We start from the raw sequence: 26179 nt of genomic DNA, 5'->3' as shown, positions 1-26179 counted from the left end.
TAGCGGGGGATGGGCAGGGGTACGGTAGAACCATATAAGCGGCCTTGGTAAATGCTTTCTGTTTCTGTTGCTTGATTGGTCACATTCTCGTTGCCGTCTCGCGCTTAGCGTCGGGCCATCCGCACGCACGTAACGTCAGTATGATAGTGGAGACGGTCGGACCGCTCTGGCCAACTCTCGGGGACGGACGCCCGAGAAAACGGTCTCCAGCGGGGCATTCCCCCGACCAAACCCCCAGCAACGATGCTGACAAGCACGATCGCGACGACGATGGCGGACCCATTCTCAGAGGTAGACGAGATGCCACGAATCACGACCACTGAGACGAGCCGCTCGAAACGCGGCTCTCAGGCCGGCCCGAATTGTACCTCGGGCGGGGAGTTCGAGGGGAGCAACTGTAGGAACTCAGTGGATCGTGACCACGGCGCTGCGAAAAACAGCCGTCTGAGATTGCCAACAGTTCCGTCGGGCACACGTCCAGACGGGTTGGCGGAGTCATCGCGCCCCCACGTCGGGAGACGGCGAGTACACCGCCTACGAGACTCCGTCGTCAGGCCAAGTGTTCACGGACGAGCCACGACTTCAGTTGTGAGTCGGCGGCAGTACCACGCGGATGAGACTCATCGCGAGTGGTCGCGTTCGACTCGATTTCGATCTCTTTCGGCCCCGCGACGACCGTGTCGTTGTAGCTGATCGAGACGTTTGCGGCCCCAGCCCCCGCCGGCGTGAAGTTACAGGAGACGACGCCGCTCTGGCCGACAGTCGTCAGACAGCGGGAGAAGTAGGTGGAGCCCTCCTGTGACATCGTGAGGTCGATGTCCATCTTGGTCTGTGGGGCGAGGTTGGTCCGTGCCGAGACGTTAAGCTTCGTACCGGACATGGTCGCCGTAAGGTTGTCCACCGACGGTTCGGCGACCGTGAACGACTCGGTCAGTACGACTCGCTTCCCGTCAGCGTGGATCTCGCTGTCGATTACGACAGTCACGTTGTACGTCCCGGTTTCCAAGCGCATGGAGTCAGCGACGACGTTGAGCGTGTCAGTCTCCGCGTCGTATGCGACGTCGAACACAGTCTGCGGAGAGACGAAGTCCATCTCGGAACTCTCGACGTGGAGGTTGACGCCGGGACCCACGTTACCGAGGGCATTCGACGTGTATTCGAGACGACTGTGGGTCGTCTCCCCTCCGAACGACACCGAAACAGCGCCCGTTCCCTCCGTACGGGGGTTGACAACGTGATATTCGAACAGCAGCGTCTCGTTGTCCGCGACCGAGACAGGTTCGTCGAATGCGACTGTCAGCCCACCACTGGATGTGACCTGATATCGATTGACGGTAGTTCTGAGCGACCGGTCGATATCACCGTCGGCATCGGTATCAATTCCGATGTGTTCGATCAACTGCGAGCTGTGGAGGGAGGGAGATGGACCTGCACGGTAGTCGATTCGGAACGTTTGACTCGTCCGGACGTCCGTCTGTGGCGACCACTGGACAACGTGTGTCGTGCGCGCGCCCGTGGACGCGTTCCGTGCGAACATCTGCTGTGTGCCGGGTGCGGAGGGCTGAACAGCGCTTTCGAGCCCGCTCACGTGGTACTGCACGACTGCGTCGTCACCGACCGCGACGACGGGAGCGGACCCACTCCCGCGCGATCGGTCAGCACAGTCGACGTTACCGGCCTGCTGGGTGGCTGGTACCGAACACGCCGCACTTCCTCGGACCGATGGGGGCTCAATCCAGAGACGGTCCGCAATCCGGGTCTGGCCGGCGGAGGCGATTACGTTGTACCGGCCGGTCGGAAGTGCTTCAGGGGCGGCCGCATTCGGGCGCGTGAGGACAGAGAGAGTATCGTTTGCGTCCGCCGTCCGGAATGCGGTGTTGGGGTCGTTCGCGTTCGCCGTGTCGAACACCACGGTGACAACGCCGTCGCCAGAGCCGTCGGTCGCTAAGACGGTCGCCGAGAAGTCGCCTTCCGCAGATGAGATTTGGAGTCTAGCCTCGTCGGTGTTGTTGAGGACCAGCGTGCGTTTTACGAAGTCGCCTTGCTGCTCGACCCGCTGGGCGTCGGCGAACCGTACCGATTCGTCTGTGGGGTCCAACGCGTGCACAGCGATTGCGCCGCTAGGAACCGCCGTCAGCCCGAGAATCAACAAGAAGATAACAGATAATGTTCGTATCGAGCGGGTCCGTGGACTCATACCCCTGACTATCTGGTCCGGCAGTAAGTACTTTCTGTCACAGTCACCATCCTCAAACGCCTGTAGGACGCTTGCACGTCAGTTGAGAGACCAGTTTTGGGTTGTGTGCTGTCACCGGCCGTCACTGCCCCCGATAACCGTCCGTGTGACGTGGTTTCGCCCGTCAAATAGCGGGTTTTCTGTTGACTCACCGACCAGTGTCCACAAAAGATATTAGTTGTGTGTCGCTACTGTTAGTAGAGATGTATACACAGGTGTTGTCCCGAGTGTCTTGTCAAATCAGCGTCCTCCTTCACACGTCTGAAACGTACTGATGTACAGAGACACGCTTCGTTCTACGCTACTTGCCCTCTGTCTCGTCTTCGTGCTAACTACCTCGTTGGTCACCCCGGTCGTCGCCCAGACCGCCAGTTCGGGGCAGGTGTACGGGTCGCCCGACATCGACGTGTTCACCTCGACGAGCGAGTTCGAGCCCGGGACGCAGTCGCAGCTCCGGCTCACACTCCGAAACAACGGTCAGATCGATCAGTCGGGCCCCGAGCGATACGAAAGCCGGGTGACGACCGCCCGCGGCGTCACTGTCGAAGCACAGTCCGGGGACGCGCCGATTGAGGTGAACACCGGCACGATCGGTGCCGGGAACGTCCCGACAGGCACTGTCGACCTCGCGCCGATCGATATCACGGTTTCCGAAAACGCGACTCCCGGAACGTATCGAATTCCGATCGAGGTGTCGTACACGTACACGCGACTCGTCGATTACGACCCGTCCGGCGCCGAGTACACGGATAACACGCGAACGAGGACCCACTACGTGACGGTCCGCGTCCGCGACCAGCCGCGGTTCGAGGTCGTCGAGACGTCGTCGACTGCGCAGGTCGGGAACACCGGCGACCTCGCCGTGACGATCGAAAACACCGGCACCCGCGCTGCGAGCGAAGCGAGCGTCACGGCGACCTCGCGGAGCGACGAACTCGTGTTCGGAACGGGTTCGGAGAGTTCGACCGCCCAGGTCGGCCGCTGGGCCGTCGGCGAGCGTCGGACGGTCAACTACACCGTCTCGCTCGCGGAAGACGCCACGGTGCGCGGCTACACGGTCAATCTCGACGTCGACTACACCGATACCGACGGCATCGCTCGAACGTCGCGAACGCTGAACGTCGGCGTCACCCCCGCCGAAGAACAGAGCTTCGCCCTCGAAAACGTCTCTACGAACCTCCGCGTCGGCGCGGACGGAACGGTCTCGGGGACGGTCGTCAACAACGGACCGAAACGCGTCGACGACCCGGTGCTCCGGTTCAGTTCGAGCAATCCGAACATCAACGTCGAGACGTCCGAGTACGCGCTGCCGGACCTCGAACCGGGCGACAGTGCCACGTTCGAATACGAGGTCGGCGTTAGCGACGCCGCGAGCGCGAACGTCCAACAGCTCAACCTCTCGGTTGAGTACCGCAACAGCCGCGGGAACATTCGAGTCAGCGACGGGCTCACGACCAACGCAGAGATCGCTCCGCATCAGGACCGCTTTATCGTCGAAGTCGTCAACAACACGATCGAAGCCGGAAGTGACAGAGCGGTCCGCGTTCGGGTCACCAACAACGGTGACGAGCCGCTCACGAACATTGAAGCCCAAGCGTTCGTCAGCGACCCGCTCAGCAGCGACAACGATGAAGGGATCATCAGCGAGCTCCAGCCGGGCGAATCCGAGGAGTTCACGATTGCGCTGAGCGCCGGGGCCGGCGCGCTGCCGAAGCGCTATCCGGTCTCCTTCGACTTCCAGTACGAGATGCCGGACGGAGACACGGAAGTGTCCCAAACGTACACCACGCCGATCGAAGTGATCGAGTCGCAGGGCGGCGGCCTCCCGATCGGGCTGATCGTCGGTGCGGTCGTCGTGATCGGCGTGCTCGGCGTGTTCGGCTGGCGGCGCTTCAACACGGACGAGTAACTAATGGACTTCCAGATCGATTACCAGCACTACATCGACGTTGTCGACGGTTGGATAGTCGACCAACCGAAGACAGTGCTCCTCGCGTTCTTACTGCTTTCGGCGGGGTTTTCCGCCGGGCTTGGACAGTCTGGAACCTCGTCTGGAACCAGTCAGTTTACTGAAGACGTCGCCGCGTATCAGGCGTTCGAGGAGGTCAACGACAACTTCGAGCGGGTGGCGTTCGAAGAAGACACCGGTACGACACAGCTCATTCAATCGGGGACGAACGTCCTGTCGAAGCCCGAGCTACTCAGGATGCTCAGGGCCCAACAGCGGTTGCAAGCCAATCCCGAGCTATCGGTCGTACAGACGACGAGCGTCGCCCGCGCCGTCGCCAGAACCATAGACCCGTCGGCCACGACGCTCGCCGAGGAGATCGACGCCGTCGAGCAGGCGACGCCGACGGAGATCGACCGCGCAGTCCAAGTCGCCGTCGAACAGAACCCCGCGATTCGGTCGAGTCTGAGCGAGGACTTCAACGCGCGTTCCGCGTCTGCGTCCGCGACGATCGGTATCGTCACCCACTCGCTCACCGCGGAGGTGTCCGACTCGGCGGGGACGGGCGGTGAGAGCCCGCTTACGGATATCCAACGACACGCCGAGTTCATCGTCAGCTCCGTCGGCGGGGATATTCGGGTCTTCGGCAGTGGAATCCTCTCCGAGGAGTTCTCCTCGGTCATCGGCGACTCTCTCGCGCTCGTCGTGCCCGCGGCGGTCGTCCTGATTCTGTTCTTCTTGGTGTTCGCCTACCGCGACCCGATCGACCTCCTGATCGGGGTCGTCTCCCTCGCGATGGCCGTCCTCTGGACGTTCGGCTTCATGGGCCTCGCGGGAATCGCGTTCTCGCAGATGCTGATCGCGGTGCCGCCGTTGCTCCTCGCGGTCGGTATCGACTTCGGGATCCACGCGATCAACCGGTATCGCGAAGAGCGGACCGAGGGCTTCGGAATCCAAGAGTCGATGCGAACCGCGACTGACCAACTCCTCGTTGCGTTCACCATCGTCACGGGGACGACCGTGATCGGCTTCGCGGCCAACGCATCGAGCGACCTCGGACCGATTCGGGACTTCGGTATCGTCGCAGCCGTCGGCATCGTGTTCACTTTCCTGATCTTCGGCATCTTCCTGCCGGCGGCCAAGGTGTACATGGACCGCCTCCGAGAGCGGGTCGGGTTCCCCGAATTCGGCTCCGAACCGCTCGGAGCAGAAGATTCGTTCCTCGGGAAGATCCTCCCCGTCGGGATTCACATCGCCCGCATCGCCCCGAAGGTGTTCCTCGTCGCGTTGGTCGTGAGTACCGCGTGGATGGGGTACTACGGGTCGGGCGTCGATAGTCGCTTCACGCAGGATTCGTTCCTCCCGCCGGAGGACAACCCCGAGTACCTCGAACTGTTCCCCCAGCAACTGCAACCGCGTGACTACACCGTGACGGAGACCACGAACTTCCTCGAAGACAACTTCCAGACCGGTGAGGAAGACGTCACGACGGTGTATGTCCGGGGCTCGCTCACGGACGGTGGTACCTTAGAGTCCATGTGGCGGGCCGGAGACAGCCCCCCGGATAGCTTCGTCGTCGACGACGGCCACGCGCGGGAGACGAGCATCATCACCGTCATCCAGAGCTACGCGGAGCGGGACCCCGAATTCGCGGCGCTCGTCGCTCGGAACGACCGCAACGCGAACGGCATCCCCGACGACAACCTCAAGCAGATCTACGACGCGCTCCTCGCGTCACCCGCGCGCGACCAGGCGCTCAACTACATCACCGACGATTACACCTCCGCGCGCGTCGAGTACGCGGTCGAATCCGACGCCAGTCAGGCCGACGTGACCGAAGACACGCGCGCGGTCGCCGACCGCTACCGCACGGAAGCGACTGCGACCGGCAACGTCGTGATACTGAAGGCCGTCTCGGACGTCATCGCGCAGTCGGCGTTCATCAGCCTCGTGCTCGCGCTCGGCGGCTCCGCGGTCTTCCTCATCATCATCTACGCCCTGCTCGAAGGTCGGCCCTCGCTCGGGATCGTGAACCTGGTCCCGATCATGGTGACCGTCGCCGCCATCGCCGCGACGATGCGGTATCTCGACATCCCGTTCAACGTGATGACCGGAACGATCCTGTCGATCGGGATCGGTCTCGGCATCGACTACTCGGCGCACCTCGTCCATCGGTTCGCCGAGGAGTACGACGAGGGTACGGACGTCTTCGTTGCGCTGACCGACACGGTGCGCGGGACCGGTGGCGCGCTCACCGGCAGCATGCTGACGACGGTGACCGGAATCGGCGTGCTCGTCATCGCGATTACGCCGATTCTCGGCCAGTTCGGGCTCCTGACCGGGGTCTCGATTCTGTACTCGTACGTGGCCTCGCTTGTCGTCTTGCCGCCGGCGCTCGTCGTCTGGGCGCGCCTCGTCCACGGCGAAAACGCAGAGACGACCGAAACGGCGGGCGGCCCGGACGGCGCGGGCGGTACGGCGTGAGTCTGGCATTCGCTCGGCTCTGAAGACGGGTCTGAGGGTCGGCGGGTGACCGTGCCCCCCTTCGAGACGAGCGTTCACACACGCAGACAGCCGGTCCGTACGGAGTTCTCGAAACGGAACGTCGACCGCAACCGGGGGAAACCGAGATTTTTTTCGCCCGGTGTGTAACAGCACAGACAACCAATGAACGTATTCTGCTTCGGGGCAGGGAAGGCGGGGGGGAAAGTCGTCGATCAACTACTTCGCTACGAGCGCCAGCTGAAGGCGGATTTCGTCGGCGGCGCGGCGGCGTGTGATACGACCGCCGCGGATCTCGACGCCTTAGAGCTGGTCCCCGAAGACGCGCGCGTACTGTTCGGCACGGCCGAAACCAACGGAGAAGGCTTCGAGGGCGACGCCGCCGGTGGTACCGAAGCCGCCAAGAAGGAACACCGGCAGCTCCTCGAACCGACCGACGATGCACCGATCGCGGCGAGCGACGCCTTCGTCGTCTGCGCCGGTCTCGGCGGCGGGACGGGTGGCCCAACTGCCGCAGTCATCGCCGAGCGCCTCTCCGAGATGTACGACCAGCCGGTCTACGGTGTCGGCGTCTTCTCGACGTCGACGACTGACCCACAGCGCGCTTCGAACACGCTGCGGTCGCTCCGCCGACTCGTATCGACCACGGACCACGTCTTCGGGTTCGACACCGCCTCGCGAGTCAAAGACGAGCCGGTGTCCGACGAGACGTACGACACGCTCAACGCGGAACTCGCGCGCCGCCTCGGCACGCTGTTCGCAGCGGGCGAGGTTACGACCGCCGACGACGTCGGCGAAAGCGTCGTCGATGCCTCCGAGATCATGAACACGCTCCGCGGCGGTGGGCTGGCGACGCTCGGTTATTCCGAACGCCCGCTCCCGCCGCGCGATACGAGCGTTCGTGGGCGTCTCAAGCGTCTCATCGGCGACGACACCGAATCCGTCGACCAGATCGACTCGCTGAACCGGATCACGACACAGACCCGAGAGGCCGTCCGCGGACAGTTGACGCTCCCCTGCGAGATCGGGACGGCATCGAGAGGCTTGCTCGTGATCACTGGGCGGCCGGCGTGGCTCAATCGCGATGCGATCAGCCAGAATCAGGGCTGGCTCGAAGACCAGACCGGGAGTTTGGAGGTTCGAAACGGCGACGACCCGCGGCCGGATGCGGACGCGCTCAGCGTGTTAGTCGTCCTCGGCGGGGTCGCCCCGCCCGAGCGACTGACTGCGCTCCAAGCCGTTGCGGACGGTGACGACACGGACGACGACTGAGGTCGCTCGCCGTTTGCCGGCAGGCGGGTGCATCGAGAACGCCGTAGAGAGGAGACGCCGAGCGTTCGAGACGTCGGGGTTCGATGCGAGACCGGAACGCGGTCGACACGGCTTTCGATCCCGACCAAAGACACCGTTAAGTACGGTTCGACACTATCTACGCTAGAACCCTCGCTGACGACACCAGAATTCATGACCTACTTCTCGGATTCAGCGGACACAGATCGCCATCAGACACAACAGGCCATCCTCGAAGCGACCCACCAGATCTTGCTTGAGTCCGGTTACAGCGGAATCTCCATCTCGCGAATCGCCGACCGAGTCGGCATTAGCAAATCGGTCATCTACCATTACTACGATAACAAGGAGTCGTTACTGGCGGAACTCTTAGACGTCGTGCATCGGCGGTTCCTCGCGAAGATATTCGAACAGGAGGACACGACACCGCGCGAAGAGCTCGAACGGTTTCTGACCCTGTTCGTCGCAGCGCCGTCGCTGAGTTGCCAGCCGGAGGCCGAACTGACGCAACTGGCGAAGGCGTTCGTCGAACTGCGAACGCAGTCGATTTCGAACCCGGATTATCGCTCGATTTTCACCGAATCGGAAAACAGGGTCAAACGACGGCTCACAGAGACCATCGAAGCGGGAATCGAACAGGGGGAGTTCAAGCCGGTGGACCCAGAGCGAACGAGCGAACACATCATCACGTTCGTCGCCGGAATCCTGTTTCGGCAAGCGACGACCGACTCGGTCGACGGTGAGGCCCTGTACGACGAGGTCCAACAGTTCCTCGCCGACCGAATCTACGTCTGACGAGCGTCTCAGCGTGATGGCGAACCTGGGCAGATACGGGTGTATCCACAGGGAGCGCAGTCTTCACGACGAGTCCTAACAGTGGTCGTCAATCCACTCACAGAACGAGTGGGAGTCTTCTGCACCGCACTGCTCCGCGATACTCCCGAGTGTTCAACGAGGAATCTCGCCGTGAAGTGGAACAGTCGGCCGTCGAACCTCGCCAGTGTCGGGGGTGACGTACTCCAGCGTGAGGTGACTCCCAGTCCGTGACTTCGGTTCGTAGCCGAATTTCATCAGCACTTTCGCGACTTCCCGGCCTGTGAACGTCGTCCGGCCCACGTTACTCGTGCCACGGCGGGCGGCCTTCGCTCCCGAGTTCGTCTTCGCTGAGACTGAGTTCGGCGGCCAGCTCGCCTTCATCGACGGGCTCTCCCTTCCCGTGGTAGGCATCGAGGGCGTCAGCGAGCATCCGCAGTGCTTCAGCGCGGTCGTCACCGAAGGAAGCGACACCCGTCTCGATGTCCTTTGCGGTGACTCGTCCATCATCCTCGTGGATGAACTCAACGCCCCCGTTACGGTTGTCACGAGTCGTGCTGGCCATCTCTATCGGAATTGAGTCGATCTCTACAAATAAGCGTTCGGACGGTCTTGCACCGAACTCTGGCCCCACTACCTGAATCAAGGAGAGAGTCCCGCCGTTCACGGCGGGCGTGAATCCGACAACAAGGACACAACCGCCGACAATGCTCAGTCCGGGGTATCCAAGTTCTCCGCCGCGTGGAGCAACATCCCCTTCCACGTCAGCCCGTTGTGCCGCTTAATCGCCCGTAACCGCTCGTACTGTTCGTCATCCTCTATCTCGATTTGGACCGTCGTTGCCATGTCACCATTGATTAACCATTGGTTTATCAATGTGGCGCACGAACCAGTAGTTGATGAAGCGGACCAACACCTTCGAGGTGGTTCCTCTGTCCGACGCGGACGAGGTGTTGCTTCGACGCCTATTGGACGCTTCTGCCGCTCTCTGGAACGAGATCAACTACGAGCGCCGCGAACACTACGCCGACTCCGACGCGGACGTATGGGACATCAGCGAGTATCGCGGGCGCTACGGCGGCACGCTCGGGGCTTCGACCGTTCAGCAAATCGAACGGAAGAACCGCGAAGCGTGGCGGTCGTTCTTCGCGCTCCAAAAGAAGGGCGAAGCAAACGGCAAGCCCGGATACTGGGGCAACGCCGAGGACGGCCGCGAACTCCGAACGTACATTCGGAACACGTCGTACTCTGTCGAGTGGGGCGAATACTCCCGGCTCGAAATCCTCGTCGGCCAAGACCTGAAAGAGGAGTACGGTCTTGGATACCGCGAGAGGCTTTGGCTCGAAGTCCGGGGCGAACCAAACTGGAAAGAGTACGACAAGCAAGGCCGGTTGGAGTTGTTCTGGGACGAGACTGCACAGACGTTCAGGGCCTTTCAGCCAGTCACCGTAGACAATTCTCGGCTGGCACACCCACTGGCGGACGAAACCGCCGCTCTGGATATTGGTGCGAACAACCTCGTCGCCTGCACGACCACGACCGGCACGCAACTGCTGTACGAGGGGTGCGACCTGTTCGAGCGGTTCCGCGAGACGACGCGAGAAATCGCTCGTCTCCAATCGCTCTTGGACGACGGCAGGTACAGCAGTCATCGGATACGCTCGTTGTACCGCCGTCGGACGCGCCGACGCGACCACGCCCAAGACGCACTCGCACGTGACCTCATAGAACGGTTGCACAACGAAGGCATCTCCACGGTGTACGTCGGGGCACTCACAGACGTACTCGACACGCATTGGTCGGTCGAAGCGAACGCGAAGACGCACAACTTTTGGGCGTTCCGGCAGTTCATCGACCGACTCGCCTGTACCGCCGAGGAGTATGGTATCTCGGTGGAGGTTCGTTCGGAAGCATGGACCTCTCAAGAGTGTCCGAACTGCGGTTCAACAGATCGGACGACACGCCACCGCGACACGCTGACGTGCCCGTGCGGTTTCGAGGGCCACGCAGACCTCACAGCGTCCGAAACATTCCTGAGACGTCATCAGAACTCAGAACGTTCTGATTGGCGAACGAGACACGCTGTGTCTCGTCAACGGCAGACCGACGTAGCACGGCCGATGGCACGGCCCGTGCGCCTCAAGTGGAACGACCACGACTGGTCAGAGTCACCACGCTCTTGTTCCAACGAGGAGCGCACGAACCCGCAAGTTGCCTCCGTGGGTCGGTAAGCGATCCCCCCAGCGAGAGGAAACCCCGGCGTTCGCGCCGGGGAGGATGTCATAACCATCGGTGAAACGTTGCTGAACTCTCCCTCTAAGTCTTGCACGGCTTTTCTGACAGGGTTCGGGGAGGTCTCTGTGCCCGTGTTGAACTCAGTCGTCTCTGACCCACCGGCGGCCGGTGAACAACAGCGCAGTCACCACGAGACCGCCGAAGAAGCCGCTGAGCAGGAACGTCGACGAGTTCGAGGGGTCCGCACTACCGAGGTTCATCGTGAGTGCGTTCGTTCCCGAGGCGGGCGTCGACGAATCGAACTGGACCGACTGCGTCGCCCGGCCGGTCGTCTCGCCGACGTCGTACGTCGCGGCGACCGTTGCGGTGTCCGACGGGCGCTCGTTGACCTCGACGACGACCGTCTCCGAGGTCGCGGCGGCGACCGACCGAAGCGAGGTCGTCGGCAGTGCCGACCGGTTCGACGCGCCCGAGATCACGACGTTGTCGATGGGTGCGTTCCCGTGATTGGTGACTCGATACCGAACGGCGACCGAGTCGTTTTCCTCGAAGGCGGTCGCGTAGACCGACACGTCGTCCCGGAGCGACTCGACCTGCATGGTGTCGAACGCCTCGACGGTCTCGCCGTCGTTGTAGCGGAGCGTCGCCTTGAGGGCGGTCTCGCCCGCCTCCGACGGTTCGACCGTGAACTCGTAGGTCGTCGAGTTTTCCGCGGCGAGGACCGGCGTGAGCGCGGTCTGAGCCTGCATCTCGCCGGTAACCGAGTCGAGTCGGAGCGACAGGTCCGTCAGCGCCTCGTCGTCGCCGTTCGACACCGTGACCGCCACGGTGGTCTCAGTCTCGGCGACCGCTTGGCGGGTCTCGATTTGGACCCGCGGTGGAACTGTCGTCGACGTGCTCGGTTCCGAGACCGTGACGAACACCGGATGCTTGAGGTGGACGATTTCCGACGTCGTACCTTCGGAGTCGTAATACCGACCGCGCACGTGCACCGTCAGTCGCTTGTCACCGGCGGTGGCGAAGCGCGCACTAATCGGCACTTCGGCGGTATCGCCGGCACCGAGAACGCCGATCTGGTTCGCTTCGCTGTGTTTCGTCCCAGAACGGTCCTCCACCGTCACCTCCGTGATTTCGAAACTGCCGCTTCCCGAACTGGAATGACTAATTGTCGGGGTTATTATAATACGGTCGCCGGTTTCCGGTTCGTCGTCGGACACGCTCACTCCAGTTACTGCGGTATGTGCGGGTGACGCCGCCGCACCACCCACTGCACTTCCAACCGTGAGTAAACAAACAACCGTTACTAATCCAACTAATACACCGTTCTTCGGGCCGAATTTCGATGTCATGCGAGTTTTAGGCTCGCCTAAATAGATAAAAATGCGTCGATTTTTAGGCCGGCCTAATACAGTAGGCAGGAGTTAGTGGGCAGAACTACTAGATGGCACTCGCCTGACACAATGGGGCTGTCCCGCCGTCAGCGACGAATTGTGCTAGAAAGATAGCTCAAGGAAAGAGTCGACCAGTTTGCCACTCCCAGACCAGTTCCGACCCCAACCAGACGACCAGCCAGACCGTTGCGAGGACGAAGACGAGGGCGGTGATCGACAACAGGTGGAGCGGCCGCGTGACCGCGAGCAAGAGCGGATAAAACAGAAACAGTACCGCCGCCACCGCGCCGAGGCCGATCAGACTACAGACGTACCGCTCAGTCGCGTCGATCTGTGCGGGCTGGACCACTTGCTGTGTCGGTTGGTCGTCGTCGGGCACGCCCCCATGTTGGTTGTACATCTGTTAGCTCCCCACATAGATAGTACATCAACAATCATTATAAATTTAGCGTCGTGACGACACGACAGCCGACGAACAGTTGTCTGACGGAATCTTGATTAGAACTGTCCGAGTGGACTGTATGATGCCACTGTCAAATTCGCCGGACGAATCGGCGGCCGATCGGGAACCGTCTGGCTCTCGCGACGGGGTCACACGTCGACGGGTGCTGCAGGCGTCGGCCGGAACGGGAGCGCTCTTGCTCGCGACGGGGACGGCGGCCGCGAACGGCAAAGGCGGCCAAGCGATCGTCAAGGAAGACGAGTACTACCCGGACGAGTCGTTCGTCATCCTCGAAGCCGAATCGTGCGACAACCAGACGCCTGACGGGTCCTGTCGCGACGACTCGCTTCCGTTCCGGTGTGAGGGTCAAGGCGGGCGATTCCCCCCGGGCAAAGGTGGCGCGCTCCCGTTCCCGTGGTGGAACTTCAAATACGAGAGCGGCCCGCTCGAAGGGGAGCTACTCCGAATCTACACGCGAGACAACAGCATCGACACCGACAGCACCTACCGCTGGACCCGAAAGGAAAAAGACTGCCCCGAAACGCCCGACTACTACCAAGTCGGCTTCGCTCGCGACTAGTACTACGGACCGTTTCAGTCGGCCAACTCGGACCGAGTCTCATTTCGACTGTCTCAAGCCGACTAGATGTCAGGTCTTCGCGTTTTCGTGTAGAAGAAATATCAGCGCCTCGGTTCGAATTAGAGCGCACCGAGAAGACACCACATAAGAGGTAGACGGTCTAGAAACACTTTTTAGATTAGATTAGCTATTAGACATGATGGTTGGGTTGTACAATATTACACGTCGCGGTACTCGGAACGTACCCGGACGGGGAACGACCGATGAAAGGGGACGTCACAGCGATGAGTGAGCAGTCAACGTTCGTCGAACAGACCAAGGTCCACCTGCACAAGGCGCTCGAAACGGAGGACCCCGACGAGAAGAACTTCCACCTCCGGAATGCGCTCCAACTCTGTGCGTGGGACGAGGTGACCGAACGAGCAGAACAGAACGACGCCGACTGACGTCTTTCTCACCGCAGCCACATTAGGGCTGTCTACCAAGGGACTCGCTTGGACACAGGTCGGTGACCTTTCCGTTGCTTCGTCTCCGGTGTGGAAACAGTCGCATTGGTAGTTCGAACAATAGTATCAGAACTAGAGTATATTCTGAATATGTATTGTTTTCGTATATGAACTGTCGTTATCTAAGTCGGGGTTCTTTGTTCCAATAGTAGCTGTTAGTCGGGTTAATTCGCAATCTAATGTGTTTATTGTTATTTTTCGCATAATAATATAGAATACTAAGTGTGGATGTGAACTAATGATCTTGGCAGTCTCAATTTTACTCGCTGTACAGAATATATCTGAATCTGATTATTTTCGTTCGCGTGGGTGCGCCCACAGCAGTCGGCGCGGCGTCACGGAGGGCCGCGCGACGACCGGCACCGTCACGAACGCCACGGCAGTCAGCGCGTGTCGTTCAGCGACTGCTCACTTGAGGCGAGCCAGTTCGGTGGCGAATCGCGATTTTGGCTCCGGGGCCGTGCCACACAGACCACTGGGAGAGATTGTCTGTCCGCTGTGACAGTCGCTCAATCTGTCTTTAAGACCGTTCCCGCCGAACGAACAGGTAAGCCCCACAGGCAGGTCGCACACAGTCGACAGGCGTCGCACCCGATTTCGCGGTTCGACCGCCATCGCCCGCCGATCACCCCTGTCCGGGCACAGGACATTCAAATGCAACTCACAACCCTCTTCAAAGACGAATCCGCCGTCTCACCGGTCATCGGCGTGATTCTGATGGTCGCGATTACCGTCATCCTCGCGGCCGTCATCGGCACGTTCGTCCTCGGCCTCGGCGACCAAGTCGGTGACACGTCCCCACAGGCGAGCTTCAGCTTCGACTTTGACAACGACGTATCCGACACCGATACCGACGCCCAGCTCGTCATCACGCACGAATCCGGGACCAGCATCTCGGCAGACCGCCTCACCGTGTCCGTCGACGGAACCGGCGTCGCCGCCGATACGACCGATGATTACCTGTTCAGCAGTCCGTTCCCGGCGACCGTCGGAGCCGGTAGCTCCGCGACGGTCGTGAAGAACGCAACTGGGGACGCCGTCTGGGAGGGCGAGTCCATCCGCGTCGTCTGGACCTCCGAATCCGGGTCGAACTCTGCTACCCTGCACTCCCAGACCGCACCGCAGTAACCACGCCGTCACCGCTTTTCTTCGTCGAATCGAGACGCCCGTCGGAACCCGAGACAGTTCACACAGTTGTTCTAACACCGATATGGCCGTTATATCTTCGTGAGCCACGGTCGCCATCCCGTGAGGAACGGACACACAAGTAGCCGACCAGAACAATCTAAATGCCCTGTAAGACCTAACACACCCTCAGACAGGAAGAGGCCAAATTCTTTATAGGTGTGCTTTCGTCTATCTGATAGTACGCGTCAACTCGGAGTGTGTACGCTTGTCGCCCCTCGCAGACACACCCGATAGCGAGACGGAGGAATCCAGTAAATGAGTACGAAACCCCAATCAGAATCCCCAGTAGACGCGCCACAAGAAGGCGCGACGAACGGGCAGTCTGCCTCGGACATCCAACTTAGCGGTGACGAACTACTCCTCTCGGCGGACAGTGAGGTCACCCCCACCCTCTCGGTCGTCATGCCCACCCTCAACGAAGAAGGTGGCATCGCCCAGTGTATCGAGTGGGTCAAAGCCGCCCTCGAAGACCTCCAAGTCTACGGCGAGGTCGTCGTCGCCGATAGCTCGACCGACCGCACGCCCGAGATTGCCGACGAAAACGGTGCCATCGTCATCGAACCCGACGGCAAAGGCTACGGCTACGCCTACCTGTACGCCTTCGAGCGCGTCCGCGGCGACTACATCGCCATGGGCGACGCCGACTGCACCTACGACTTCGAAGAGCTTCCAAAGCTGTTGAATATGGTTCGTTCGGGTGACGCGGATATGGCCATGGGCTCGCGGCTCGAAGGTGAAATCTTGCCCGGGTCGATGCCGCCGCTGCACGAACACGTCGGGAACCCGCTGTTGACGAAGTTCTTGAACGTCTTCTACGGCGCTGGCGTGAGCGACGCGCACTCGGGCATGCGCGTGTTTACTCGCGACGCCTGGGAGACCATGGACTGTTCGTCGACGGGCATGGAGTTCGCCTCGGAGATGATCATGGAGGCCGGCGCGAAGGATCTAGAGATCTCTGAGAAGCCGATTACGTACCATCCCCGCGAGGGCGAGGCGAACTTGGAGAGCTTCCCCGACGGCTGGCGACACGTTCGGTTCATGTTGGTTAATGCGCCGGGGTACCTGTTTTCGGCCCCCGGCTTCGGGCTGTCTGTGATTGGGGTGTTGTCGCTGGTGTTGGCCTGGAGTGGCCTGGAGATCGGTGGCGCACAGTTCGGGATTCACACCGGGATCGGTGGCGGGTTGTTGACGTTGGCTGGCTTCCAGTTGATGCTGTTCGGGGCCTTCTCGACGGTTTCGTCTGACCCGGTTCGGGGAGCTAGCGATCCGTTTACGACGTGGTTCACGAAGCGGATTTCGCTTGAGAGAGGGGCGACGATTGGGTCTGTCGTGTTGCTCTGTGGGCTGGCCTACGGTGGGTACCTGGCCGTTACGTGGGTGACCAGTGGATTCAGTGCGCTCCCAATTGCGGTCGCAGACGTCGTCGCGACCGTGGCCGTCGTGATTGGGTTGCAGATGGTCTTTGGGTCGTTTCTGTTGGGGTCGGTTGAGTGAATAATATCGTTAACTAACATGTCATAATTACTGAAATAGTTTCCGTGGCATTGACGGCTGCGAAAATATTATCATAATACTCAGAAAATGGACTTGATACTTACAACGATGGGGAATCAACATTGAAATCCGCGATTCAAAGTATTTATAGTAGATTAATTTCAGATGGGACTGCAGAACAAAAAGCCATCCAAAGTGGGGTTTGGGTGACCGGTATCAATGTCGGAGATCGAATTTTACAACTGATAAAAATAATTGTTTTAGCAAGGCTACTGTCACCGGCTGCATTTGGACTACTTGGTATTGGGCTAGTTACTCTCGCAGCATTCGAACAGTTTTCTCGATTAGGGCTGGATCAAGCATTAATTCAGCACAAAGACGAAAACGTGGATGGGTATTTAAACACTGTATGGGTTATGAAAATTATAAGAGGATTCACGATTGCGTCTATAGCATATATATTAGCCCCATTTATTTCAGATGTCTTTAATGAGCCTCAAGCGAAATCACTTATACGAGTTCTGAGCATCTCACCGTTAATACTGGGTATGCAGAACCCAGGGGTGGTTTATTTCCGGAAGGACCTAGACTTCCATAAAGAATTTGCCTACCAAATCGTTGCGAGGTTGGTTGATGCGGTGATTGCGATAGCCTTTGCGGTTGTCTTTAGGAATGTATGGGCACTAGCGGCTGGTTTGGTAGCTAGTAATGTCTCGAAGACCATAATCTCATATGTCATCCATAATTACCGTCCAGATTTGACTTTTAACGTTGAGTACGCAAAAGAGATGTTCGGCTTCGGAAAATGGTTACTTGCATCGAGTATTCTGATTTTCCTCTATGGCCAAGGAGATGATGCCTTTGTCGGTTGGTTCTTTGGAGCGACAACACTTGGTGTGTACCAGATCGCGTACAGATTTTCAAACGCACCAGCTACTGAGATTACGCATGTGATTTCACGTGTGACCTTCCCTGCATATTCGAAGGTACAAGACGATAAAAACAGGCTTCGAGCGGGATACTACCGTGCCGTGCAGCTATCGTCACTGATTGCTTTCCCTATGGTTGGTGGGATTATCGCAATAGCACCCATCTTTGTCACCACAGTTCTAGGAGACAGATGGACCTCAGCGATACCCCTAATCCAACTATTAGCATTCTGGGGAGGGATAAGAGCGATCGGGGCGAATATTGGACCAGTGTTAAAGGCCGTTGGTCGACCAGATTTTGACACAAAGATTCAGATAATCAAAGTCATTTTTATTCTAATATTCATATACCCGGCAGCAGAAATCTATGGGACCAACGGTGTGATTTATGTATTAATTGGAAGTGCGCTATTGACAATGCCAGTTCTATACCACATTGTTTTGTCGATTGTTGAAGGGACTTATTCAAGCCTCATTCACTATCTCATCTACCCTACAATCGGGAGTACACTGATGTATCTAATTGTGGTTAGCTTAAGAGAGAGGATTACAGTCATCGGTGGTAGTGGAAAGTTAATATTGTTAGTCATCATCGGGGTATTAAGTTATGTCGTGATAATGCTGTCAATAGATAAATGGATGAACTACAATATCACCGGGTTAGTTCAGTCATTAACTAAAGCAATTTAGTCCACAGCGGCATCATATTTTATTAGCTAGTGAACCTGAGAATAGATTCAACAGTAAATTAGTTAATTGGTTATTTAAAACACTGCATAGTCACCTGACATTTCAACAAATGGCAGGACTAAACGAGAATCAGACAGACTACAGAACAGAAGTGTCAAAATTCGATGACTGAATTCAAGTGAAAAGAACCGGAGGTTATACCATATCTGCGAGGTTAGAGATAAGTAATGTACACAGTTCAGGAGATCAAGAGAGGACTGCGAAATCCAAGTTTAGTTCAAGCGCAATTATCACGCATATATAGAATCTATCGCCCACACGATATTGGTGTCCATGGGAGTTATAAGACCGGAAATATCGGAGACAAAGCGTTAGGTGAGATATTTCAGAGTGAATTAACAGAAAAAGGATATAGAACACACATATTTGACAAAAACGTCACTGATAGCAATGCGAAAAAGATGATTCTAGGAGGTGGGGGAGTAATACATGATTTTTATGGCACAGAACATCTGAAGAAGAGACTAGACTACATTTCAAAAGACGGGTGTATCATTGGAGTTGGTGTCCCAGGATTGCGTTCTGAAGAAGCACGAGATCTGATCGATGCAATACTACCTAAGGTTCGATTAATTACTGTTAGAGATCAAAGGTCAAAAGACATATTGGAACGCTTCTGTGATGCTGAGATTATCAAGACAGCGTGTCCTGCGTTTCTATATCAAGAACCAAAGTGTGAAATTGATGACCGAACAGGTGTAAATTTCAGGCCATGGTATAATCGATCAAGAGAAGATATGTCGTATTATTTTGATTATGACAAAGATCTGGATGTGGATGCTGCTAAAATACAATACATAAATAACGCAAAAAGAATATGTAATAGTGTAGAAAATCCAATTTTCATCCCATTTCACAAGGATGATGAAGATTTCGCTAGGCGACACCTCGATATAGAGACATACCCATATGTGAATTCAGTTTCAGAGACATTAGATCGAGTAAGTAAGGTCAATAAGATGGTCACAATGCGCTACCACTCTCTCATCTTTGCAGCTGTCTGTCAAAAACCAGTACTACCGATTGCTTATGCTCCTAAAGTGAGTTCTCTATGTGATAGAATGAATATTGAGTCGTATACTCCACATGGAAAGATTCCAATACGGTTTTCCAGCATAGAGAAAGTCGACGACCTTAAAGAGCAAGCTGGATATAATTTCAAATTATTATTAAAAGCAATAGAGCACGAATAGAAGTAAGATAGCGCAAATAACTCATTTGTGGTATTATCTAAGGAGACACGACCTAGTTAGTAATATCTCCCGACTGGAACTCGTCCATTGAGCGCTTGATGCGACCTTTGAGAGTCGCAGTATTGCGTGAATTGTATGACCATCCACTATCTAACTACTACTTAGCGGTAAATCTCCATCAAATAGGATTCAACAGAGACCCGACGGCCTGTTCATTCCTCAGACTGGCTTAACTAAACAGTCCCGATACAACTAATTTGTCCATCAGTATTCTTGCAATAAAAGATCATATAAATCGACGTATCGATCTGCAATTGGAATTAAATCAAATTCGTCAACACGTTGATTAGCAGCAGACGAACACCGGTCCCGGACAGCTGGATCAGTCAGCATCCTATTCATCTTTGTTGCTAGTTCATCTGAATCTTGTTCGTCTTCCAGAAGGAGTCCAGCATCACCAACTGCTTCTGGTACACCCCCAATTGAAGAACCAATCACCGGGGTTCCAGTTGCTTGTGCTTCAAGATATACGATTCCAAACCCTTCAACGTCATAACCAGATCCACCAGCAGGAAGAACAAATAAGTCCGCGTTTTGAAGTCGACGCTGCTTTTCAGTCTCACTGATCCGACCAAGGAGATGTACGTCTTCCAAATCAGTAGATTGACTCTCTATTGAGTCATATAAGGGGCCGGTACCTGCAAGTTCGAGTCGATGATTTTCCCGAACATCTGGGTCAATTTTTTCCCATGCATCAACTATTGTATCCATATTTTTGCGCTCAACCATTCTTGAGATTGAAAAGACAGTTGAATCATTACTGTTATACTCCGAGTCAGTGAAATCATTATACTGTCCAATGTCAATTGATGGCGGAATTACTCGATCTGGAGTGAGGTCGTGATCCCGTTGCAGAATCGAAGACGTGAATTCACTAACAGAATGGACTGCATCTGAGTTACTGAACGCGATTGAGGAGAGGTGCTTTTCGCGTAGCTCTAATGCGTGCGTAGAGACAACAGTTGGGATACCCACCTTCTGGGCTGCAAATAACGCAGGCCATTCTCTTATGTGAAGCGCGTGAACAATATCTGGGTTGTGCTCACTAATCGCTTTCAGTGATTCACGATAGACTGCATTAAAGTAGGTATGCAGATGAGGCTTAAACGAGGCTACCGTTTGGAATGATATCTTGCTAGGTAACCTATCCTTGAATGTGGACTCGTAGTCTGTGGGATCCACTTGAAGGACAATCGGATCATGTTCTGTCAAATTTAGCCCGCGTTCAAGGTTTTTGACAACAGTCTGGATTCCACCAGGTGGTGGTGGGTAGTCCGGTGTTACTAGTAGTACTTTCATTAGATAGTAATTGATGAGGTAGCGAAAAATTCTATCGATATCCTAACGCCTCTAAATGTTCAGCTAAAGAATCATCAATATCCACCCCTTTAACATCTCCGTTCAGAAGAGGAACTTTCGTAAATTCCTCAGATTCAACGGCGGATCTCATATTCCGCGTGACATCACCCTTCTCGACCCCTGTCCCGTCTCGACGTTGTACTATAAAACCAGATTCTGTCGTCGCACGAATCGCACTATTCGATTTTGATATAACAATTCTAGGGTCATCACAATCTAATCTAAGTCCTGACGAGTCGACATCTGAGCCTGTGTGTGATACAACTTCCTGATACACATCTGCATGTTGAACAATGTAGTCACAGACCTTTCCTGACCGATATCCATCCGGAAATTTTACAGCTAATGGGGTTTTAATCACTTCTTCTATCGGATCCTCGTCCCAGGGGTGAACCATTTGTCCCATCTCACCAAACGCTTCACCATGATCACCTGCAAGAATCACCAGTGCATCGTCCCACCAAGGTTTTGACCGTAAATGTTCTAAGACTGTTGAAAGATGTCTGTCAAGGTATCTGATGTGCTCATCGTATAACTCTCGAAGGATTTCTAATTCTTCATCCGTAGATAGACCATCGTGAAAGCGGTCATTGAGTGACTGATAATCATCAACACCAACAGTTTTATCTTTTCGATCGGTGATCGTGAAATCTGTGTGCGGCGTATGAGGGTCCATGAAATGGCCCCATAAAAAATCGGGCTCCAAATCAACCGCATCTATGAGTTCCGACGAAAGTTCTTCAGCAGGAGTATACGGAGGAGATTCTAAATCAAGGGGAAGTAAGTCTTGAACACGGAAAAAGGCAGAGCGAGCAATCTCAAAATTGGATCCAATGTCCATCATCTTTGATATTAGTGAATAGTCACTATCTTTTTGCATATCATTAGAGATTCCACGTGAGTATCCTCGTTGTTCACTTAGATGAGGGTTATTTGGTATGGCAACAGATCGTCCAGAATGCATTTCGGCAAGTGTAGGCGTATCTTGTGATAGGGTTCCCTGACCCTCGGCTGTTTCCCCCGTGATTAGCCCTGGAAATGCTAGTGGTGTTGCGGTTCCATGCGAATACGAATTCGTGAAGATGCAAAAGTCATTCTGGATTATTGCCCAGCAAGAGGGGAAATAATCTGATGAAAGCCGATCAGCACGGATTGCGTCAATAGATAACAGCACCGTTTTTGCCATATGGAATACATCATCTTTCTCATATTTGTATGCTTGGTCTCACATGTCATATTAAATTAAATCGCGTGTTCAGACATTTGGATTGAGTATACAAAGCATCAAGTAGCATCAGATTGTCCATTGTGTGTAGGTAAATGGACAACGCTCAAGATGATTGGTGTAAACTCTGGATAGCCGGTTATTTTTTCCTATTCGCAGCTTTCTCTTTCCTCTCGATAGTCCCAAACACTTCCGTTTATGTTGAAGTGAATTATGCTACTTTGCTTGCAATATTCGCTTTCCCAATTTTCATAGCACTAAAATTTGACGTCCCCAAGTGGATATTATCAATCTTCGTTTTTGCGACCCCTTTCATCACGATGCTCGCAATCGTCGGCCCTCACGAAGCAGGCTTCTACGGGTATGATCCTAACAACCACACGATGGTAGCTTACGAACTTTTTCAGAGCGGGTGGGACGAAATAACGACTTGGTTGGGACACTGGCCTGGACTCCCTGCCTTAATGTCTGTCATCGTCGAAGTAACCGGTCTTGATGTAGAGACTGCTGGTAAGTACCTCCCTTTAGTCGTTGCTACAGTTCCGCTTTTTCTCTTCCGTGGACTGTCTCGTGTTGTTGATGACGACGCTGCCTTCTTGGCCGGGATGGGGGTGGCGTCTTCACAAAAACTGTTAATGTTTCAGGTGAAATTTATTGAGGAGCCCTTCGCGATGGTAATGTTATTCTTCTCGATTGCTGCAGTTTTTGTCGTCAGTAATCGACGAAAGCAAGTAATAGTTGTAATTCCTGCGATGGTAGTTATTGGATTTATTCATCACTACATCGCTGCAGTTGGGGCACTGATTTTCTTGTTGTGGGCTATTATTAACCATCTACCACTACCATCACGCTTCGATACAATTCCCACTGGATATACCCCAACAATTCTCTACGGAATTATTGCGACGTTGGTGTTGGTTTCCGTGTTCTTATTCGCATATGAATCATTCACGCGTTTTGTCACCATCAATGTAATATCCGGGGCTGAACCACCGTCACTCACCGGTTCCCTTGCCCAACCAAGTTCGTTAAGGCGGCTGTTAGTTCGGTCCTCATTAGTCGTATACTTGCTGATGAGCACCATCACGGCCGCAGGCGTGCTCTCGAAAGGTAAAACTGCTGACTGGGAACTCGCATGGGCAGTTCCGTCCGGAATTTTTGCGATTGGTTTCATTGGGACTACTGTCGCAGGCAAGATCGTTCCACTGTCTGCGGGCCGTTTTTTAGGTTTCATGATTCTATTCTTAGTTCCGGTCACTGTTGTAATGATAGTCAACAAGCGTGTCACCGTACCCCAACCAAAGACTGTCGCCGCGGTACTGGTTATGACCCTAATCATCACGCAGCTTAGCCTGGTCCCAGCGTATCGCATCGATACAAACCCGTCACAGATGGTCTATCCAGAGGCGCACTACACTTCCTCAGAATATGCAACAGTCGACTGGATGAAGATGTATGGAGAGGAGACAGTGGTTGTCGATCAACATCCTCGTTTCTGGACTGCCAATCAATACGATAACGTCGACAGGCTGTCTGGTGCCCCAAACTGCACGTCCTACTCAGTCCACCGTTCCGATTATTTGGGAGTTGATGAATGGGACAGGCCAGCCAAAGATGATATCATTTACTCAGCTGGGAATATAACGCTCGGCAGCTGTTAAGAGCCACTTCAGACGATCTAACCCACCACAATAAAAAAAAACTGGACTTAGTGGCTCTGTCAAAATTTTTCATCGTTGACATTAAGGGGCCACTCTCCCCACAGATTTTCACGTATGCTGTTACAAACTCACTCCTCAGCAAATCGCGAGACGTGAAATCTTTGACGATACGGTATTGCTCAAATAGTTTGTCTAATTAGAGAGGTTGTCTCAGCAGCAACTTGGGACCAATCAAATTGGGATGCAACCCTCACACAATCGTCTGGGTCAAGATCCTTGACCCTCTCAATTCCTGAATCAAGATCAGTAGTGACCCGACCACAAGTATGATCGATGATTTCAGACGCACCACACTGATCACTAACAACAACTGGTGTCCCACAAGCTAGTGATTCTAATACCACATTCCCAAAGGCTTCAAAGTTTGCGGGGTGGATAGTGGCAATTGCTGAACTATAATATTCAGCAAGCTCTTCCTGAGTTAGCCGTCCTAAGGTATGAACGTTGTCAACCCCCTGAGCATCACCAATAACGTAAATAGGATATGGTGAATTTTCAGCATACGACTCGACTTGTGGAAGTCCCTTCCTTGGACTATTTCCCACGAATAATACAAAATTCTCCTGCACTACATCACGAGGATGAAAGATACTTCGATCAACACCATTATAGATTGTAGTTGAAGGTGCAGTTATGTCATACTTATTGTTCCACACATCTTGTGTTAAATCACTATTGAATATTAATGCATCTGCACAGTTGAGTGCTCTTTGTGTCATCAAGCGTCGAGATGCCGCCAAAGTTGAGTCCATTACCTTCGAAATAACTCCCATCTGTTCCCGACTGAAAGACCTCTCAATGTGCTTTGCATCATGTATCTTGTGGATTGTTGGAATACCTAGTGAGAAAGGAACCTCAGTATGGGTGAGCGCGACATCATAATCTTCTATATCGACACTATTCAATTTTTTTCGAAGTGAAAGGGGAAACTGCAGGTGGTATCCAGTTAATGAGTAGAAATCTACCCACTGAATATCCAATTTTTCATCAACTTCGATTGAGCCTTGTTTTGATACAGTTCTCGGGCGTCCCGCTAAAATAGTAACATCATGGCCTAAATCAGCAATTTCTGAATACAGATAATGTAGATGGTAAGAAATCCCGCCAGCAACGTATGGAGGGAACTCGCGAGAGATAACCAACAGTCTCATACATCTATACAAGATATGAGATAATATAATTGTGTTGTTTAATTGATCAAATTTGAAACTATACGAAACGTATAGAATGCAAGTAATCTTCGACCCTCTATTCGAAACCTTATTTCACTTGTTCCTCAAACACCGACAACAACCGATCTGCTACGGACGGCCAAGTGAATTCTTTTGCCCATTCAATCAATATAGAGTCACTTGGAGGCTCGTTATCGAGAACTTCCATCATCCCATCGCTAATATCAGAGATAGCGTCGGGATCAACAAATACCGCATAATCGCCTAGAATCTCGGGTAGTGCCCCACGATTACTAGCAACAACAGGTGTTCCACACGCGAACGCTTCAAGTGGGGGTAAACCAAACCCCTCATAGAACGACGGAAATACCAAAGCTTCAGCATTTTCGTACGCATATTTCACCTCCCGTCTATCAAGGTATCCACAAAAATGAATTCCGTCAACTGGGTCAAGTTCAAGCGTCTTGAAGATATCTTTGTTCGATGGCCCAATTAATACTAGCTCAACATCACACTCATCCCGGATTTTGTTGAAAGATTGTAACAACCCACTAATATTTTTTCGAGGATTAAGAGAACCTACAAACAATAGATATCTGTCGGGGAGATCAAACGACGAGCTACTATCTTCAAAATAAAAATCGTCTACACCATTGTATATCACAGTCACATCATCCTGATTAATCCCCAGTTCGGAAGATATCTCGCTTTTTGAAAATTCAGATACAGTAACAACTTTGTCGCAAGCACGTGCAGCGACGGGAACGGTGAGTTTCCGATAAAGTTGATGAAGTCCATCTGACATTCCTTTTTGTGCATTTACATCGTGGATACACATCACAACAGGGATACTAAGTTCATGCAGAGGACCATTACCATTTGGACAATATAGAACCTCAACGTCAGCCTTACGGGCGAGACGCGGGAGAATGGTACGCTCCCACAACAACCCAAACATCTGATTTTCGTGAAACCTTGTTGAGTAGATGTCCACATCAAAATCAGATTCTAGTGTGTGTGACCCGAATAGAACAACTTCATGCTCTGGGTTATTGATTAATTCCCTAGTCAATCGAATTGATGCCTGCACTGCACCACCAGGCTCATCAACCGAGAATGTCCTAGCGTTAATTCCGATCTTCATT

21 protein-coding genes and 1 pseudogene are annotated in these 26179 nt (G+C 54.4%); 12 read left to right on the top strand and 10 right to left on the bottom strand.

Going from position 1 to position 26179, the window contains the following annotated elements; genetic code table 11:
• Positions 1 to 550 precede the first annotated feature (550 nt).
• Positions 551 to 2152: a hypothetical protein gene (locus FY251_RS11985; protein ID WP_255516691.1), complete on the bottom strand. Its 1602-nt coding sequence runs from the start codon at positions 2150 to 2152 to the stop codon at positions 551 to 553.
• Between the two features lie 466 nt (positions 2153 to 2618).
• On the opposite strand from FY251_RS11985, the gene FY251_RS11980 reads away from it, so the two are divergent.
• From FY251_RS11980 to FY251_RS11965, 4 genes are all read left to right on the top strand, one after another.
• Entirely contained in the window at positions 2619 to 4145 is a 1527-nt protein-coding gene (locus FY251_RS11980) for a COG1361 S-layer family protein (protein WP_148415101.1), read from the top strand.
• Between the two features lie 3 nt (positions 4146 to 4148).
• Positions 4149 to 6668: an RND family transporter gene (locus tag FY251_RS11975; RefSeq protein WP_148415076.1), complete on the top strand. Its 2520-nt coding sequence runs from the start codon at positions 4149 to 4151 to the stop codon at positions 6666 to 6668.
• A 183-nt stretch (positions 6669 to 6851) separates the two neighbouring features.
• Positions 6852 to 7958, top strand: coding sequence for a tubulin/FtsZ family protein (locus FY251_RS11970; protein WP_148415075.1), 1107 nt, complete (start codon positions 6852 to 6854; stop codon positions 7956 to 7958).
• A 192-nt stretch (positions 7959 to 8150) separates the two neighbouring features.
• A complete protein-coding gene (locus FY251_RS11965) occupies positions 8151 to 8771 on the top strand; it encodes a TetR/AcrR family transcriptional regulator (RefSeq protein WP_148415074.1) in 621 nt (206 codons plus the stop codon).
• Positions 8772 to 8846: 75 nt separating this feature from the next.
• Here the strand turns inward: FY251_RS11965 and FY251_RS11960 are convergent.
• The 3 genes and pseudogenes from FY251_RS11960 to FY251_RS23125 form a co-directional block, all read right to left on the bottom strand.
• Positions 8847 to 9092, bottom strand: a pseudogene (locus FY251_RS11960) (type II toxin-antitoxin system HicA family toxin).
• Between the two features lies 1 nt (position 9093).
• On the bottom strand, positions 9094 to 9354 hold the full coding sequence (locus FY251_RS11955) for a hypothetical protein (protein WP_148415073.1): 261 nt from the start codon (positions 9352 to 9354) through the stop codon (positions 9094 to 9096).
• A 146-nt stretch (positions 9355 to 9500) separates the two neighbouring features.
• Positions 9501 to 9635, bottom strand: coding sequence for a hypothetical protein (locus FY251_RS23125; protein WP_007276028.1), 135 nt, complete (start codon positions 9633 to 9635; stop codon positions 9501 to 9503).
• A gap of 53 nt (positions 9636 to 9688) precedes the next feature.
• On the opposite strand from FY251_RS23125, the gene FY251_RS11950 reads away from it, so the two are divergent.
• Entirely contained in the window at positions 9689 to 11020 is a 1332-nt protein-coding gene (locus FY251_RS11950) for an RNA-guided endonuclease TnpB family protein (RefSeq protein WP_148415072.1), read from the top strand.
• Between the two features lie 144 nt (positions 11021 to 11164).
• Here the strand turns inward: FY251_RS11950 and FY251_RS11945 are convergent, their stop codons facing one another.
• Positions 11165 to 12139 (bottom strand): hypothetical protein, encoded by a 975-nt coding sequence (locus tag FY251_RS11945; RefSeq protein WP_148415071.1) that lies wholly within the window; start codon positions 12137 to 12139, stop codon positions 11165 to 11167.
• Positions 12140 to 12530: 391 nt separating this feature from the next.
• A complete protein-coding gene (locus FY251_RS11940) occupies positions 12531 to 12815 on the bottom strand; it encodes a hypothetical protein (protein ID WP_042665003.1) in 285 nt (94 codons plus the stop codon).
• Between the two features lie 205 nt (positions 12816 to 13020).
• Between FY251_RS11940 and FY251_RS11935 the strand changes: the two genes are divergently transcribed.
• The 6 genes from FY251_RS11935 to FY251_RS11915 all read left to right on the top strand — a co-directional run bounded on the left by FY251_RS11935 (position 13021) and on the right by FY251_RS11915 (position 19497).
• Positions 13021 to 13437, top strand: a complete 417-nt coding sequence (locus tag FY251_RS11935; protein WP_148415070.1) for a hypothetical protein — start codon at positions 13021 to 13023, stop codon at positions 13435 to 13437.
• A gap of 284 nt (positions 13438 to 13721) precedes the next feature.
• Positions 13722 to 13883, top strand: a complete 162-nt coding sequence (locus FY251_RS22570; protein WP_187367401.1) for a hypothetical protein — start codon at positions 13722 to 13724, stop codon at positions 13881 to 13883.
• A 714-nt stretch (positions 13884 to 14597) separates the two neighbouring features.
• Positions 14598 to 15071, top strand: coding sequence for a type IV pilin (locus FY251_RS11930; RefSeq protein ID WP_148415069.1), 474 nt, complete (start codon positions 14598 to 14600; stop codon positions 15069 to 15071).
• 315 nt (positions 15072 to 15386) lie between these two features.
• Positions 15387 to 16625 (top strand): low-salt glycan biosynthesis hexosyltransferase Agl6, encoded by a 1239-nt coding sequence (gene agl6 / locus FY251_RS11925; protein ID WP_148415068.1) that lies wholly within the window; start codon positions 15387 to 15389, stop codon positions 16623 to 16625.
• 122 nt (positions 16626 to 16747) lie between these two features.
• Positions 16748 to 18244: a lipopolysaccharide biosynthesis protein gene (locus FY251_RS11920; RefSeq protein ID WP_148415067.1), complete on the top strand. Its 1497-nt coding sequence runs from the start codon at positions 16748 to 16750 to the stop codon at positions 18242 to 18244.
• 227 nt (positions 18245 to 18471) lie between these two features.
• The gene (locus FY251_RS11915) at positions 18472 to 19497 is read left to right on the top strand and encodes a polysaccharide pyruvyl transferase family protein (protein ID WP_148415066.1); all 1026 of its coding nucleotides are present in this window, start codon (positions 18472 to 18474) and stop codon (positions 19495 to 19497) included.
• 264 nt (positions 19498 to 19761) lie between these two features.
• Here the strand turns inward: FY251_RS11915 and FY251_RS11910 are convergent, their stop codons facing one another.
• Positions 19762 to 20856, bottom strand: a complete 1095-nt coding sequence (locus tag FY251_RS11910) for a glycosyltransferase family 4 protein (protein WP_148415065.1) — start codon at positions 20854 to 20856, stop codon at positions 19762 to 19764.
• Between the two features lie 31 nt (positions 20857 to 20887).
• Entirely contained in the window at positions 20888 to 22102 is a 1215-nt protein-coding gene (locus FY251_RS11905; protein WP_148415064.1) for a sulfatase-like hydrolase/transferase, read from the bottom strand.
• A 134-nt stretch (positions 22103 to 22236) separates the two neighbouring features.
• Between FY251_RS11905 and FY251_RS11900 the strand changes: the two genes are divergently transcribed.
• A complete protein-coding gene (locus FY251_RS11900) occupies positions 22237 to 23802 on the top strand; it encodes a hypothetical protein (protein WP_148415063.1) in 1566 nt (521 codons plus the stop codon).
• Between the two features lie 179 nt (positions 23803 to 23981).
• Here the strand turns inward: FY251_RS11900 and FY251_RS11895 are convergent, their stop codons facing one another.
• On the bottom strand, positions 23982 to 25013 hold the full coding sequence (locus FY251_RS11895) for a glycosyltransferase family 4 protein (RefSeq protein ID WP_148415062.1): 1032 nt from the start codon (positions 25011 to 25013) through the stop codon (positions 23982 to 23984).
• A gap of 109 nt (positions 25014 to 25122) precedes the next feature.
• Positions 25123 to 26178 carry a glycosyltransferase family 1 protein gene (locus tag FY251_RS11890; RefSeq protein WP_148415061.1) on the bottom strand — a complete coding sequence of 352 codons (1056 nt, stop codon included), beginning with the start codon at positions 26176 to 26178 and terminating at the stop codon, positions 25123 to 25125.
• Position 26179: the final 1 nt, after the last annotated feature.

Source organism: Haloferax sp. KTX1 (assembly GCF_902410085.1).
Classification (GTDB): domain Archaea; phylum Halobacteriota; class Halobacteria; order Halobacteriales; family Haloferacaceae; genus Haloferax; species Haloferax massiliensis.
This window is presented reverse-complemented; position numbering and strand designations above follow the sequence as displayed.

Coding starts and splice junctions, on each gene's coding strand:
- FY251_RS11975 (WP_148415076.1), top strand. CDS start 4,149: ATGGACTTCCAGATCGATTACCAGCACTACATCGACGTTGTCGACGGT.
- FY251_RS11970 (WP_148415075.1), top strand. CDS start 6,852: ATGAACGTATTCTGCTTCGGGGCAGGGAAGGCGGGGGGGAAAGTCGTC.
- FY251_RS11965 (WP_148415074.1), top strand. CDS start 8,151: ATGACCTACTTCTCGGATTCAGCGGACACAGATCGCCATCAGACACAA.
- FY251_RS11955 (WP_148415073.1), bottom strand. CDS start 9,354: ATGGCCAGCACGACTCGTGACAACCGTAACGGGGGCGTTGAGTTCATC.
- FY251_RS23125 (WP_007276028.1), bottom strand. CDS start 9,635: ATGGCAACGACGGTCCAAATCGAGATAGAGGATGACGAACAGTACGAG.
- FY251_RS11950 (WP_148415072.1), top strand. CDS start 9,689: ATGAAGCGGACCAACACCTTCGAGGTGGTTCCTCTGTCCGACGCGGAC.
- FY251_RS11940 (WP_042665003.1), bottom strand. CDS start 12,815: ATGTACAACCAACATGGGGGCGTGCCCGACGACGACCAACCGACACAG.
- FY251_RS22570 (WP_187367401.1), top strand. CDS start 13,722: ATGAGTGAGCAGTCAACGTTCGTCGAACAGACCAAGGTCCACCTGCAC.
- FY251_RS11930 (WP_148415069.1), top strand. CDS start 14,598: ATGCAACTCACAACCCTCTTCAAAGACGAATCCGCCGTCTCACCGGTC.
- agl6 (WP_148415068.1), top strand. CDS start 15,387: ATGAGTACGAAACCCCAATCAGAATCCCCAGTAGACGCGCCACAAGAA.
- FY251_RS11915 (WP_148415066.1), top strand. CDS start 18,472: ATGTACACAGTTCAGGAGATCAAGAGAGGACTGCGAAATCCAAGTTTA.
- FY251_RS11910 (WP_148415065.1), bottom strand. CDS start 20,856: ATGAAAGTACTACTAGTAACACCGGACTACCCACCACCACCTGGTGGA.
- FY251_RS11905 (WP_148415064.1), bottom strand. CDS start 22,102: ATGGCAAAAACGGTGCTGTTATCTATTGACGCAATCCGTGCTGATCGG.
- FY251_RS11900 (WP_148415063.1), top strand. CDS start 22,237: ATGGACAACGCTCAAGATGATTGGTGTAAACTCTGGATAGCCGGTTAT.
- FY251_RS11895 (WP_148415062.1), bottom strand. CDS start 25,013: ATGAGACTGTTGGTTATCTCTCGCGAGTTCCCTCCATACGTTGCTGGC.
- FY251_RS11890 (WP_148415061.1), bottom strand. CDS start 26,178: ATGAAGATCGGAATTAACGCTAGGACATTCTCGGTTGATGAGCCTGGT.